This is a genomic window from Kluyvera sp. NPDC087067, from assembly GCF_044745165.1.
Taxonomy (GTDB): Bacteria; Pseudomonadota; Gammaproteobacteria; order Enterobacterales; family Enterobacteriaceae; genus Kluyvera.
In genome coordinates this window covers 17,276-29,649 of record NZ_JBIUZS010000002.1, presented here as the reverse complement: position 1 = coordinate 29,649, position 12,374 = coordinate 17,276, and the positions used below count along the sequence as shown (strand labels likewise).

Genomic DNA, 12,374 nt, shown 5'->3' with positions numbered 1-12,374 from the left:
TACAGACATAATTGATATTAGTTGGCAGATATCGTACCTAACGACTGGTTTCGTTGTAGCTTTTTCCTGCTATGCGGGATGTGAAGATTAAAGGATTGATAATGGTAGGAATTGAAGATGTGCCTCAGCTCGAAGGAATGTGGGCACCACTCGATGTCCGTCGTGGGCTCAGGCAAATGTTTAGGCTAGCAACGATTCAATAATGCCTGTAACTCTAATTTTTTGTATAATACATACTAGGGAAACATATGTTTAGCCAAAGTTGGTTAGATACTGAAGCCTAATATTCATGCTCTATGGGGGGCGAATGTTCACACGTTTAAGATTGACTAATTTTAAAGCTTGGTGGGATACAAATTCTATAAATTTGAAACCTATTACGATGTTACTTGGGACAAATTCATCGGGTAAATCATCTCTTATACAAAGTTTACTTTTGCTTAAACAAACAGCCGAGTCACCTGATCGTACTGTACATCTTAATCTTGGTGGGGACGAAGTAAATGATCTCTTTAGTTTTGGCTCTTTTGAGGATGTGCTTAACCAGCGACCAGAATCTCAAAGGCAGTTTACTATAGAGTTTGATTTTGAAAGAAAAGTATCCGCCAGAGTGGGAAAAGGTGAGTTTTTTTGTTCATACGGTCAAACCTCCTCGAAAAGTGTTGCAATAGAATCGCTTAAACTTAGCACCAATTCGCGCACATTCCGAGCTACACGGAGAGAAAAGGGGGCTTTTTCTATATTCTTGGATGAGCATTCCCAACCAATCTATAAAGGGCGAAATGGCGCACCAGAGAGATCTATAGCTTTTTCTGTTGAGGCTATTTCCGCTATGGGCCAGGATGGACAGTTAGTTGAAGACCTAAGCTTGTCTATTCGACGAGAGCTGGAGGAAATTAGTTATCTTGGACCATTAAGACGAAAACCTGAACGTGATTATCCTTGGAATAGAACAAAGCCTGGAGATGTAGGCATTGATGGGAAGGGCGCAGTTGATGCTTTACTTGCAAGTGCACTGCTCAGAGGGGAAGAACAAAACTATATCCTGAATGGTGTGTCAAAATGGTTGGCACGAATGGGAATAGCAGATCGTCTTGTGGTGCATCAGCAAGGAAGATCTAATAGATATGAACTCATTGTTGAGAGAGGCGAAATAAAAAGTAATCTGAGAGATGTGGGAATTGGAGTGTCTCAGGTATTACCTGTTTTGGTTGTTGCATATTTTTCCCCACAAGGAAGTACTATTATTTTAGAGGAACCAGAAATTCATCTTCATCCACTTGCTCAGGCTGTTTTGGCCGAGTTTTTCGTGGAGGTTAGTAATGAACGTAATATTCAGTTTATCGTCGAGACGCACTCCGAGCATTTATTTAGGCGAATGCAAACATTGATCTCTAGAGAAACGATTAATCCGGAAGAAGTTGGGATGTACTTTGTGGAACGTGGAGAGGAGGCGACTCTGCGTAGGTTGGAAATTGATGAATTTGGTCGACTTCACAACTGGCCTCAGGACTTTTTCGGGGATGCTTTGGGTGAAACAAAAGAGCAGGCAAAATTATTCTTTGAGCGCAAGAAGGCTTCAATTAAATGAAACAGAGATACATTGTTGATACTAATGTTCTGATTGCTGCGAGTGCTGGTGACCCGAGTAATATAAGAGGAATTGATGCGACACCTGAAGATCCTGGACAGAGGAAAATTGTTTGGGAGTGGGTGAATCGTTTTATTGAAAGTGAATCTAACATGGTGCTTGATAAAGGATTAAAAATTTATGATGAATATAATAACAAGCTTACATTTAATGATTATGGCATACAAGCTGTTATGCGGAAGTGGGATAAAGCACAAGTTGATAATGTTGACATAGGGTATGATGAAAATGGAAATGGTAAGATTCCAGAAGCTTTAGAGTCAGTGGTTCATGATTTAGCGGACCGGAAAATGGTTGCTGCAGCGATAGCTTCAAAAACACTATATGATGAGGGTTGTATTGCTTTTGCTGGTGATACAGATTGGCATGAATGGGAAAACGATCTACTAGGGCATGAAATATTGCTTGAACCCATTATTGAGGATTGGTCTCGAGCTAAGTTTAGAGAAAAGCAAGCGCGAAAGGCAGGTAATTAATGTCAGATTTTTTTAGATTCCCTTCTACTCCCCATTTAGCTTGGCTAGGCCATTCTCGCGTCCCTCGGGAGGATAAGATTTTATCTCCAGAGTCGATGCGTGATTTTCTATCTGGTGAGGTAAAAATTGAAGAGAAACTAGATGGGGCTAACCTGGGAATATCAATAGGAAATGATGGCAAACTGCGAATTCAAAATCGTGGTCAATACCTAAAAGAACCATATGCGGGGCAATTTTCTCGTCTTTCTCGGTGGCTTGATCTGCACTCTACGGCCCTGATTTCTGTTCTAACTCCAAATCTAATTATTTTTGGGGAATGGTGCGCTGCTCGTCATTCATTAGAATATTCAAGATTACCAGATTTTTTTTTGATGTTCGATGTCTATGATAAAAGCGAAGGGCGTTTTTGGAGTTCGCCAAAAAGAAACGACCTTGCACAGCAAGTTGGATTAATTACTGTACCCCAAATTGGCATCTATTCATCCATATCTCTTACCGCACTTAAGAGTTTAATTACAACAAAATTGAGCAAATACAGAAACGGACAGCCATTAGAAGGGATTGTATTGCGAAAAGAATCATCTGAGTGGTGCGAAAGTAGAGTAAAGCTTGTGAGACCTGACTTCACTCAATCAATAGTTCTACACTGGAGTAAACGTGCTATAGAATGGAACCAAATTGATTATTCGAGCCCTGATAGGCGATGATGTTTACAGTTTAAAGCTGACTATTAAAAAATAGCGTCTAATCGGACGCTATTTATAATTACGTAGGTAGAGTGAATCATTATCCAGCCAATCGCATTCCTTTCATCCCACCTTCAATCGTACTTCCACGATCCGCAGCTATCACAAAATCAGCCCACCACTGCATCATTGGGCGACGCTGTTCAAGGTAATCGCTGCGGTTGTAAGCGCGACGTACCTCATTTTTGTCTACATGAGCCAATGCTGCCTCAATAACATCAGACGGAAATCCTTCCTCATTGAGTGCCGTACTAGCGATAGAACGTAAACCGTGTGATACGAGTACGCCTCCTAAGCCAGCACGTTTGAGCGCTGCATTCACTGTTTGGCTATTCATCGGCTGGGTTGGTTTGATGCGACTGGGAAAGATAAACTCCCGGCCACCACTGAGTGACTTCATCAATTCCAGAATAGTGAGAGCTCCATCAGATAATGGAACTGTATGGTCCCGATTCATCTTCATTCGAGCTGCTGGAATTTTCCATTCGTTAGCATCAAAATCGATCTCATCCCATCGAGCTTCAGCAGCTTCGGCAGGGCGTGTAATGGTGAGAAGCTGCCACATGAACAGGCATCGTGTGGACAGGCTGATACTTGCCGTGCGCATAGTCTGCATTAGTTGTGGTAGTTGATCCGGGCGGATACTAGGCATGTTTTTCTTCTGCGGTTTCTCGAACGCTTTCCCTATGTTTACGCTGGGAACTGCATCAATCAAGCCTGTGTTCTGCGCATAAATCATGACTTCGTTAATACGCTGACAAAGGCGGCGAACAGTCTCTAATGCACCTCTTGCCTGAACCGGCTGAACTGCTTTAACCAGAGTATGAGCCTTAATCTCAGTGACACTGATATCACCGATTGCCGGGAAAACATCTCTCTCAAGCGAGCGCCAGATATCGTCGGCATAGTCCTCTGTTACGCTGGCTTTCTTCACATTCCACCAACGTTCGGCGACTAACAGGAAAGTGTTGGTTTTGGCCTCTTGAGAATTTCTTACCTGTTCTTTCTGATGTTCCTGCGGATCAATGTCTTTCGCCAGTAAAACTCGAGATTCAGCTCTGAGTTTACGCGCATCAGAAAGTGAGACGGCAGGGTAGGCACCGAAGCTCTGTTTGGTTCGTTGCTTGGTCAGAGGGCGATAGTAACGGAACTGCCAGAGCTTACTACCGCTGGCCTTGATTAGCAGAGTAAGCCCGTCGCCGTCATACAGCTGGTAATCGGCATCTTTAGGTTTGGCGGCTTTGATTTCCGTATCGGTTAACGGCTTAGTTTTTCTTGCCATGGGGAGTCTCCATGCGTTTAGGCCCAACGAAAAGCTCTATTGTTTTCGTTGGGCCTATCAATGGGCCTAAAAGGTTCGGATTTAATTAGTTCTCTTCGGACTTCGCGGAACAAATTGAGGGCACAAAAAAGCCCGCAGGGCTTGCGCCGTGCGGGCTCTTAGGACTTCATCGGATGACTCTGGTAATCACCGATGGAGAATTTTGGTGGAGCTGGGGGGATTTGAACCCCCGTCCGAAATTACTACATCCTCAGTACTACATGCTTAGTCAGTCTTTACATTCGCACGCCAGCTGCGGACAGACACGCCACTAACGAACTAGCCTGATTAGTTTTAGCACTTCAGCCCCAGGCAGGACATCCATGCGATCTCTTTTGGGTTTGACCTCTCTTTATCCCCGTCTTAAGAGCGGAAGCTAGGGAGAGAGGGCTCTTAGCAGGTTATTAAGCTGCTAAAGCGTAGTTTTCGTCGTTTGCGACTATTTTTTTGCGGCTTTTTACGAGGCAAACCGCCCCTCGGCATGCACCTTGGGTTTCGCAAATCCCGTCGAATCCAGAATCAGCCCCAATAGCGTTACATCAAGTATAACAGAGTTACGTTATTCGTTACCAGTGAAAAACGTGCCTCAACAAGCCGTTAGCTGTGCGTTTATTACCCATACAGCCGTACCGGGCATCATTCTGTGACGCCTTGTGCGTTCGTAACAGCTTAATGTTGATTCAATGACCAACAAAATACGGCTTAACGTCCAGCGTGTTTCATAATACGAGCTTTGTCGACCTGCCATTCACGATCTTTAACGTCATCACGTTTATCGTGCTGTTTCTTACCTTTGGCGACACCGATTTTGACTTTGCACCAGGCGTTCTTCCAGTACAGAGAAAGCGCTACGACGGTGTAACCTTCGCGGTTAATGCGACCGTAGAGGTTATCCAGCTCGCGCTTATTCAGTAACAGCTTACGCGTACGGGTTGGGTCGCATACGTAGTGGGTGGAGGCCACCGCCATCGGCGTGAAGTTAGCGCCAAACAGATAGGCTTCGCCATCTTTTAGAATGACGTAGCTATCGCCAATGTTGGCTTTACCGGCACGCAAGGATTTGACTTCCCAGCCCTGGAGAGCGAGACCCGCTTCAAACTCTTCTTCAATAAAGTATTCGTGGCGGGCGCGCTTGTTCTGCGCAATGGTGGCTGATCCAGGTTTGTGTGCTTTTTTCTTTGTCATATTATCCTGAAATTATCGCTTATCTGATAAAGATAGCCTCAAGCTCCCGCGAGGCGTAATAGGTTATCTTAGCATGATATAGACAGTGTCCGTTTTTTTTAACAGTAGATAAATGATACTATTTACGTCGTGTTCGATCATGGAAATTGCTATGCCTCAGATTAGCCGTACTGCACTGGTTCCGTACAGCGCAGAGCAAATGTATCAACTGGTGAATGATGTGAATGCCTACCCGGATTTTATTCCCGGTTGTACTGGCAGCCGTGTTCTGGAGTCGGGGCCGACGCAAATGACGGCGGCGGTCGATGTCTCTAAGGCGGGTATCAGCAAAACCTTTACCACGCGCAATACGTTAACCGATAACCAGAGCATCCTTATGCATCTGGTCGATGGCCCGTTCAAAAAATTGATCGGCGGTTGGAAATTTACGCCGTTGAGTCAGGATGCCTGCAAGATTGAGTTTCAGCTCGACTTTGAATTTACCAATAAGCTCATTGAGCTGGCATTTGGTCGCATCTTTAAAGAATTGGCGCTGAACATGGTGCAAGCATTCACTATGCGTGCCAGAGAGGTTTACAGTGCCGGGTAACATTGCCGTTGAAGTGGTTTATGCGCTGCCGCAAAAACAGTATTTGCAGCGGGTGACGCTCGAGGAAGGCGCGACGATTGAGCAGGCCATTCTGGCAAGCGGTCTGCTGGCGCTGCGTGATGATATCGACCTCGATAAAAATAAGGTCGGTATTTATAGCCGTCCGGCTAAGTTACAGGACGTTGTTCACGACGGCGATCGGGTTGAGATTTATCGCCCACTAATTGCTGACCCGAAAGAGCTGCGGCGTAAGCGCGCTGAGAAGTCGGCGCAAGAAAAAGAATAGTCCTTACCGCCAGCTGTTCAGATAATAAAAAAGCGCTCATTGAGCGCTTTTTTTGTCGCCGCTGATCTTACTTGGTCAGATTCGGCTTGTTATCAATGTTTGTCAGAATGCCGCTGCTGTTGAAGGTCAGGGTCAGCGTTTGCTGAGTGACTTTCTCATGCCCTGGCTGCTGGCGGAAAACGTAGAACCAGGTGCTGGTGCCGAACGGATCGGTCATCATTGGTGTGCCCAGAGTATAGGCAACCTGTTGTTGCGTCATGCCGGTATGGATTTTGGCAATATCGTTAGGTACCAGGTAGTTCCCCTGACTAATATCAGGACGGTAAACCACTCGCTCCAGAGTGGAACAGCCTGCAGTCATCATCAGAAGAACCGCTGCGGCGGCAGTCAGCGTTTTACAGCGCATAGTGATTTGATTCCTTTTCGTGCCCGAACAGTACGCGGCTCATAAGTATATGCCGATGATAATAGACCTGACGTGACTTGGAAACCTTTGCGATCGGGTCTTACGGCGTTTTATTGTGAACTGAGACTCCCGGAAACCCAAAAAGTTTATGCAGCCAGCAACTCTTTCGCATTCGCAAGGGTGTTTCGCGTGACTTCGCTGCCACCAAGAAGACGTGCCAGTTCTTGCAGACGAGCGCGTTTGTCGAGCGGCTGCATGTGCGTTTCGGTCATTTCACCATCGGTTTCTTTACTGACGTAGAAATGGTGGTGTCCGCAACCCGCTACCTGAGGCAGGTGGGTGACGCACATGACTTGCGTCGATTCGCCTAACTGACGCAGCAGTTTACCCACTACCGCAGCGGTAGGGCCGCTAATCCCGACATCGACTTCATCGAAAATAAGCGCCGGAGTTTCCATTTTACGTGCAGTAATCACCTGTATGGCTAAGGCAATACGTGACAGTTCACCACCAGAGGCGACTTTGGCGATGGCTTGCAGTGGCTGTCCTGGGTTTGTGGTGACGCGGAATTCAATGCGGTCTGCACCTTCTGCCGTCAGATGCTGCTCTTCAAAGCGGACGTCGATATCAAAAACACCGTGCGGCATAGAGAGCATATGCATACTGTCGGTAATGAGCTGTGCTAATTCGTTCGCGCTTGCCTGACGCTGGGCATGTAGCTGCTGGGCCGTTTCAAGCGCCATTTGATGGTAGCGCGCAACGGAGAGCTTCAACGTCTCAAGCGAATCCGTTTGGTCATCAAGCTGCTGCTGTTCGTCCAGCAACGACTGGTAATATTCCGGCAGTGCTTCCGGTGAGATCTGGTGCTTACGCGCCAGCGAGATTTGCTTAGACAGACGCTGCTCAAGTTCATACAGTCGGTTTGGGTCAAGGTCGAGACGATCGCAATAGTGGCGCAGTTCATCGCTGGCTTCACTTAACTGAATGGCCGCTTCTTCCAGCATATCGAGTACGCCGGAAAGCTTTCCATCCATACTGGCCAGCTCACCGGCAAGCTGGCGGGCGGTGTAAAGCTGACTCTGCAGGTTAACGTCATCGCCGTCGGCCAGAATCGCTAAGGCGTGCTGGCTGGTGGTGATTAACTGCCCGCTGTTGGCGAGGCGTTTGTATTCTTCATCAATTTGTTCGTATTCCCCCGGCAAAGGGTGAAACTCAATCAGTTCTTTAAGCTGATATTGCAGGAGTTCGGCACGGGCGATGCGTTCCTGACTCTGCTGCTGATGCATGGCGAGATCGCGGCAGCTTTGATTCCACAGGCGATAATGCTCTGCCATTTTCTGCGCAAGGTCACTTTCGCTGGCATAGGCATCAAGCAGGCTTTTTTGATGCTCAGGTTTCACCAGTTGCTGATGCGCGTGCTGCCCGTGGATTTGGATAAGCAATTGCCCCAGTTCGCGAAGCTGCGAGAGAGGGACAGCGGTGCCGTTGATAAAACCGCGGGAACGGCCGTCGCTGCTGATTACGCGGCGCAGCAGACACTCGCGGCCATCTTCTAGTTGGTTTTCTTCCAGCCAGCGCAATGCCGCGGGGGTGTCTTTTAATGCGAAGCGAGCACAGAGGTCTGCACGGCTGGCACCAGCACGCACCATGTCAGATTCGGCGCGGCCACCCAAGCACAGACCAAGCGCATCAATAGCAATAGATTTACCGGCACCGGTTTCCCCGGTGATTGCCGTCATGCCACTGTTGAAGTCGATCTCAAGTTCACGAACAATCGCAAAATTACTGATGGTCAGTTGTGCCAACATAGCCGCTTTCCTGTATGAAAATACATAACTGGTTTTTCATACAGTATAGACTGGTTTTTTATACAGTAAAGAGGCTAAGTTAAATTTAGAATAACTTTTTTGACCATCCGAGCTTAGTGCTTAATGTATTGAAATAGCTGTAGTCTTTAGGATGAATCAGGTTGAGATGGTATTCGCTGCGGCGAATTAAGACATCCTCGCCCTCCTGGATAGGCAGCGCAATCTGGCTGTCACAGCTGATTTCCAGATCGTTACGACGATGGGAGAAGCGCAGGCGAATGGTGCTGTTGCTGTTTATCACCAACGGACGCGCCGACAGCGTGTGCGGAAACATCGGCACCAGCGTAATGGCATCGAGTGATGGCGTGAGAATTGGGCCACCCGCCGAAAGTGAGTAGGCCGTTGAGCCGGTAGGTGTTGAGATAATCAGCCCGTCAGAGCGCTGCGAGAAGGCAAAGGTCTCATCGATATAGACTTCAAATTCAATCATGTGCGCAACTTTGCCTGGGTGTAGCACGACCTCATTAATGGCGGTGCTGATGCGTTTCTGGCAATTTTGCTGACAAACCTGCGCTTCCAGCAGGAAACGTTTTTCGGCGATGTAATTGCCCTCCAGAACGTCGGCAAGCTGCTGGTGAGCATTATCCGGGTCGAGGTCGGTCAGAAAGCCCAGGTTGCCACGGTTAATACCGATAACGCTCACGTCGTAACGGGCAAGCGTGCGGGCAGCCCCGAGCATATTGCCGTCCCCTCCGACAACAACGGCGAGGTCTGCTTTCTGGCCTATTTCCGCCAGCGTACCGGTTTTGACGTTATCAAGCTTTAGCTCCTGGGCTATCTGGCGCTCAACAATCACATCGTAGCCTTTGGTGCAAAGCCAGCGATAGAGCATTTCATGTGTCGTCAGGGCCGTCGGGTGCCGCGGGTGTCCTACAATACCGATACACTTGAAATGATTGTTCATTTTCTGAATGTCCTTGTGCCGAAGATTGGTGACAATGTGAGAGCTTCCCTTGAAACCTGGAATCTGATCCCCATAATAATCCAGGTTAGCGAGATGATTGTGAAAAAACGCGGAGAAATTCATGAGTAGTAAAGAACAGAAAACGCCTGAGGGGCAATCCCCGGAAGAAATTATCATGGATCAGCACGAAGAAGTTGAGGCGGTTGAACCAAACGCTTCTGCTGAGCAGGTGGATCCGCGCGACGAAAAAATTGCGAACCTTGAGTCGCAGTTAGCGGAAGCCGAAACCCGCGAACGCGAAAGCGTACTGCGCGTGAAGGCAGAAATGGAAAACCTGCGTCGTCGTACTGAGATTGACGTCGAGAAGGCCCACAAATTCGCGCTGGAGAAATTCGTCAACGAACTTCTGCCGGTGCTGGATAGCCTGGATCGCGCCCTGGAAGTTGCCAACAAAGACAATGAAGCAATGGCGGGGATGATTGAAGGTATCGAATTGACCCGTAAGTCTATGCTGGATGTAGTGGCGAAATTTGGCGTGCAGGTCGTTGCGGATACTAACGTTCCGATGGACCCGAACGTTCACCAGGCTATTGCAATGGTAGAGTCTGACGAAGTTGCTGCTGGCAACGTGCTGATGGTGATGCAAAAAGGCTATACCCTGAACGGTCGTACCATTCGCGCGGCGATGGTTTCCGTTGCAAAGGCGAAGGGCTAACCTTTGCCTTTAACCCTCTCCCCGCCAGGGGAGAGGGGATTGATTATTCCGCCACGCTTTCGCGAAGCGGCCTTATTGGGCTCACCTGAACCTGCTTAATCACATTATCCTGCACGTCGAGAATATCGATATCGTATTGCGCGATACGCACCCGCGTACCTGCCGCTGGGATCTCTTCTAACGCTTCCACAATCATACCGTTAACCGTCCGCGCTTCATCTTCCGGCAGATGCCAGTTAAAGGCTTTATTGAGTTCACGAATATTGGCGCCACCGTCGATAATGACCGAACCGTCGTTCTGCGGATTAACTTCTTCAGCAAGGGAAGGGGACATGGAGGTGGTAAAGTCGCCGACGATCTCTTCCAGAATATCTTCGACGGTAATCAGCCCCTGGATATCGCCGTACTCATCCACTACCAGGCCGACTTTTTTCTTATTGCGCTGAAACTTGACCAACTGGATGCTCAGCGGGGTGCCTTCAGGCACAAAGTAGATTTCATCCGCCGCGCGGAGCATCACTTCTTTAGTGAACTCCTTTTTCTCGGTCATCAGGCGGTAGGCTTCGCGCAAGCGCAGCATGCTGATGGCGTCATCCAGGGAATCGCGATACAGAACGATGCGGCCGTGTGGAGAGTGCGTCAATTGGCGGACGATGGATTTCCAGTCATCATTGATGTTGATGCCCACGATTTCGTTGCGCGGCACCATAATGTCGTCAACGCTCACCTTTTCTAAATCCAGAACCGAAAGCAGCATGTCCTGATTACGGCGCGAGATTTGCGTGCGCGATTCGTTCACGATAGTGCGCAGTTCATCTTTGCTAAGGGCGCTGCTAATCGTGATATCCGTTTTGATGCCCATCATACGCATCAGGATGCGGGTAATAATGTTAAGCAGCCACACCAGCGGCATCATGATAATTTGCAGCGGTGCCAGCAGGAAGCTGCTGGGATAGGCGACTTTCTCCGGGTAGAGCGCGGCAATGGTTTTCGGCAGAACTTCCGCAAAAACCAGCACCACGAAGGTCAGGACCCCGGTAGCAATCGCCACACCCACATCGCCATACAGGCGCATGCCGACAATCGTCCCCAGCGCAGAAGCCAGAATATTGACCAGGTTATTGCCGATAAGCACCAGGCTGATTAAGCGGTCAGGCTTTTTCAGCAGCTTCTCGACGCGACGAGCCCGGCGATCCCCTTGTTTTGCCAGATGCCGCAGACGGTAACGGTTAAGCGTCATCATGCCGGTTTCAGAACCGGAGAAATAGGCGGAGATGACCACCATGATGATCAATGTGACGATCAGCGTGGTAGTTGAAATATGTTCCAAGAGAAGTCCTTAGTCCTTAACTCACAAATTGTTGGATGATACGGCTACCGAAATAGGCAAGGGTCAGGATGCCGGCGCCAGCCACGTTAAACCAGACGACTCGACGTCCGCGCCAACCTTCATGATAGTGGCCCCACAACAATACGATATAGACAAACCAGGCGATGATAGAAAGGACGGCCTTATCAATATTTTCCATGCTAAAGAGATTATGCATGTAAAACAGACCGGTGCAGAGCGTGAGGGTCAGCAGTACGACGCCAACCTGGGTGATGTGAAACATTTTGCGTTCGATAACCATCAGGGGCGGCATTTCATGACTGAACGCCAGCTTTTTGTTCTTCAGTTGATAGTCTATCCACGCCAGCTGTAGCGCGTATAAAGCGGCGATAATCAACGTGGCATAGGAGAACAGCGACAGGCCAATATGCACCAGCATCCCCGGAGTGGCCTCCAGATGAGTGATGAATTCATTGGGCATAAAGGTAGCGAACGCGAGATTAATCAGCGCAAACACATAAACGATGGGCAACAACAGCCAGCCGCGATTCCGTGAGGCGACGATGGTCATCACCGTACAGATCATCAGGCTCACCAGTGAACCGACGTTTAGCAGGCTGAGATTTTGCCCAGCCTCACCGCCCGGCAAAATACGCGCCTCCAGCGCAAACGCATGGCACACCAACGCGACGGTGGCGGAGAGAATAGCCATACGCCTCCAGCCGCTGTTTTTTTGCAGCAGACCGGGGATAATCAGCGCAAGGCTGATGGAGTAGGCAACAAGCGCGAGCAGGGCAAAAACAGGCATAAAGTGTCGGCGGTCGTCAAATAGAAGAAAGAGATGCAGTATATACGCAAATTCCTTCGAGTTGTATCAGGCGCATAGCCAGCATGTGT

General features: G+C 48.6%; 13 protein-coding genes and 1 other RNA gene. 6 read left to right on the top strand and 8 right to left on the bottom strand.

Features of this window, described 5'->3' with window-relative positions; genetic code table 11:
* Window positions 1-307: 307 nt before the first annotated feature.
* Genes ACIPDS_RS05535 through ACIPDS_RS05525 form a run of 3 tightly spaced genes read left to right on the top strand, consistent with a single transcriptional unit; the run spans window position 308 to window position 2,834 of the window.
* The gene (locus ACIPDS_RS05535) at window positions 308-1,591 is read left to right on the top strand and encodes a DUF3696 domain-containing protein (RefSeq protein ID WP_047059531.1); all 1,284 of its coding nucleotides are present in this window, start codon (window positions 308-310) and stop codon (window positions 1,589-1,591) included.
* Window positions 1,588-2,127: a hypothetical protein gene (locus ACIPDS_RS05530; RefSeq protein ID WP_047059533.1), complete on the top strand. Its 540-nt coding sequence runs from the start codon at window positions 1,588-1,590 to the stop codon at window positions 2,125-2,127. Before ACIPDS_RS05535 ends, ACIPDS_RS05530 begins: the two co-directional genes overlap by 4 nt.
* Window positions 2,127-2,834, top strand: a complete 708-nt coding sequence (locus ACIPDS_RS05525; protein ID WP_071842135.1) for an RNA ligase family protein — start codon at window positions 2,127-2,129, stop codon at window positions 2,832-2,834. Before ACIPDS_RS05530 ends, ACIPDS_RS05525 begins: the two co-directional genes overlap by 1 nt.
* Before the next feature lie 79 nt (window positions 2,835-2,913).
* On the opposite strand, the gene ACIPDS_RS05520 is transcribed toward ACIPDS_RS05525, so the two are convergent.
* The 3 genes from ACIPDS_RS05520 to smpB form a co-directional block, all read right to left on the bottom strand.
* A complete protein-coding gene (locus ACIPDS_RS05520; protein WP_400733564.1) occupies window positions 2,914-4,155 on the bottom strand; it encodes an integrase in 1,242 nt (413 codons plus the stop codon).
* A 203-nt stretch (window positions 4,156-4,358) separates the two neighbouring features.
* Window positions 4,359-4,721, bottom strand: a transfer-messenger RNA (tmRNA) gene (gene ssrA / locus ACIPDS_RS05515).
* Between the two features lie 175 nt (window positions 4,722-4,896).
* Entirely contained in the window at window positions 4,897-5,379 is a 483-nt protein-coding gene (smpB, locus tag ACIPDS_RS05510) for an SsrA-binding protein SmpB (protein ID WP_166515891.1), read from the bottom strand.
* 151 nt (window positions 5,380-5,530) lie between these two features.
* Between smpB and ACIPDS_RS05505 the strand changes: the two genes are divergently transcribed.
* Window positions 5,531-5,968 carry a type II toxin-antitoxin system RatA family toxin gene (locus tag ACIPDS_RS05505; RefSeq protein WP_400733560.1) on the top strand — a complete coding sequence of 146 codons (438 nt, stop codon included), beginning with the start codon at window positions 5,531-5,533 and terminating at the stop codon, window positions 5,966-5,968.
* Complete coding sequence (locus tag ACIPDS_RS05500; protein ID WP_400733557.1) at window positions 5,958-6,254, top strand: RnfH family protein; 297 nt, start codon at window positions 5,958-5,960, stop codon at window positions 6,252-6,254. The genes ACIPDS_RS05505 and ACIPDS_RS05500 overlap by 11 nt, the downstream gene beginning before the upstream one ends.
* Before the next feature lie 67 nt (window positions 6,255-6,321).
* Here ACIPDS_RS05500 and bamE read toward each other — a convergent pair whose 3' ends face one another.
* The 3 genes from bamE to nadK all read right to left on the bottom strand — a co-directional run bounded on the left by bamE (window position 6,322) and on the right by nadK (window position 9,432).
* Window positions 6,322-6,660, bottom strand: a complete 339-nt coding sequence (gene bamE, locus ACIPDS_RS05495) for an outer membrane protein assembly factor BamE (RefSeq protein ID WP_166515894.1) — start codon at window positions 6,658-6,660, stop codon at window positions 6,322-6,324.
* A gap of 146 nt (window positions 6,661-6,806) precedes the next feature.
* Window positions 6,807-8,468 (bottom strand): DNA repair protein RecN, encoded by a 1,662-nt coding sequence (gene recN, locus ACIPDS_RS05490; RefSeq protein WP_400733553.1) that lies wholly within the window; start codon window positions 8,466-8,468, stop codon window positions 6,807-6,809.
* A gap of 85 nt (window positions 8,469-8,553) precedes the next feature.
* Window positions 8,554-9,432: an NAD(+) kinase gene (gene nadK / locus ACIPDS_RS05485; protein WP_062779271.1), complete on the bottom strand. Its 879-nt coding sequence runs from the start codon at window positions 9,430-9,432 to the stop codon at window positions 8,554-8,556.
* 121 nt (window positions 9,433-9,553) lie between these two features.
* On the opposite strand from nadK, the gene grpE reads away from it, so the two are divergent.
* On the top strand, window positions 9,554-10,147 hold the full coding sequence (gene grpE / locus ACIPDS_RS05480; RefSeq protein WP_400733549.1) for a nucleotide exchange factor GrpE: 594 nt from the start codon (window positions 9,554-9,556) through the stop codon (window positions 10,145-10,147).
* A gap of 43 nt (window positions 10,148-10,190) precedes the next feature.
* Here the strand turns inward: grpE and ACIPDS_RS05475 are convergent, their stop codons facing one another.
* Both ACIPDS_RS05475 and ACIPDS_RS05470 read right to left on the bottom strand, forming a co-directional pair.
* On the bottom strand, window positions 10,191-11,477 hold the full coding sequence (locus ACIPDS_RS05475) for an HlyC/CorC family transporter (protein ID WP_166515897.1): 1,287 nt from the start codon (window positions 11,475-11,477) through the stop codon (window positions 10,191-10,193).
* A 16-nt stretch (window positions 11,478-11,493) separates the two neighbouring features.
* Window positions 11,494-12,285 (bottom strand): inner membrane protein YpjD, encoded by a 792-nt coding sequence (locus tag ACIPDS_RS05470; protein WP_166515898.1) that lies wholly within the window; start codon window positions 12,283-12,285, stop codon window positions 11,494-11,496.
* Window positions 12,286-12,374 lie beyond the last annotated feature (89 nt).

Coding starts and splice junctions, on each gene's coding strand:
- bamE (WP_166515894.1), bottom strand. CDS start 6,660: ATGCGCTGTAAAACGCTGACTGCCGCCGCAGCGGTTCTTCTGATGATG.
- ACIPDS_RS05535 (WP_047059531.1), top strand. CDS start 308: ATGTTCACACGTTTAAGATTGACTAATTTTAAAGCTTGGTGGGATACA.
- ACIPDS_RS05470 (WP_166515898.1), bottom strand. CDS start 12,285: ATGCCTGTTTTTGCCCTGCTCGCGCTTGTTGCCTACTCCATCAGCCTT.
- ACIPDS_RS05525 (WP_071842135.1), top strand. CDS start 2,127: ATGTCAGATTTTTTTAGATTCCCTTCTACTCCCCATTTAGCTTGGCTA.
- ACIPDS_RS05505 (WP_400733560.1), top strand. CDS start 5,531: ATGCCTCAGATTAGCCGTACTGCACTGGTTCCGTACAGCGCAGAGCAA.
- recN (WP_400733553.1), bottom strand. CDS start 8,468: ATGTTGGCACAACTGACCATCAGTAATTTTGCGATTGTTCGTGAACTT.
- ACIPDS_RS05530 (WP_047059533.1), top strand. CDS start 1,588: ATGAAACAGAGATACATTGTTGATACTAATGTTCTGATTGCTGCGAGT.
- ACIPDS_RS05520 (WP_400733564.1), bottom strand. CDS start 4,155: ATGGCAAGAAAAACTAAGCCGTTAACCGATACGGAAATCAAAGCCGCC.
- nadK (WP_062779271.1), bottom strand. CDS start 9,432: ATGAACAATCATTTCAAGTGTATCGGTATTGTAGGACACCCGCGGCAC.
- grpE (WP_400733549.1), top strand. CDS start 9,554: ATGAGTAGTAAAGAACAGAAAACGCCTGAGGGGCAATCCCCGGAAGAA.
- smpB (WP_166515891.1), bottom strand. CDS start 5,379: ATGACAAAGAAAAAAGCACACAAACCTGGATCAGCCACCATTGCGCAG.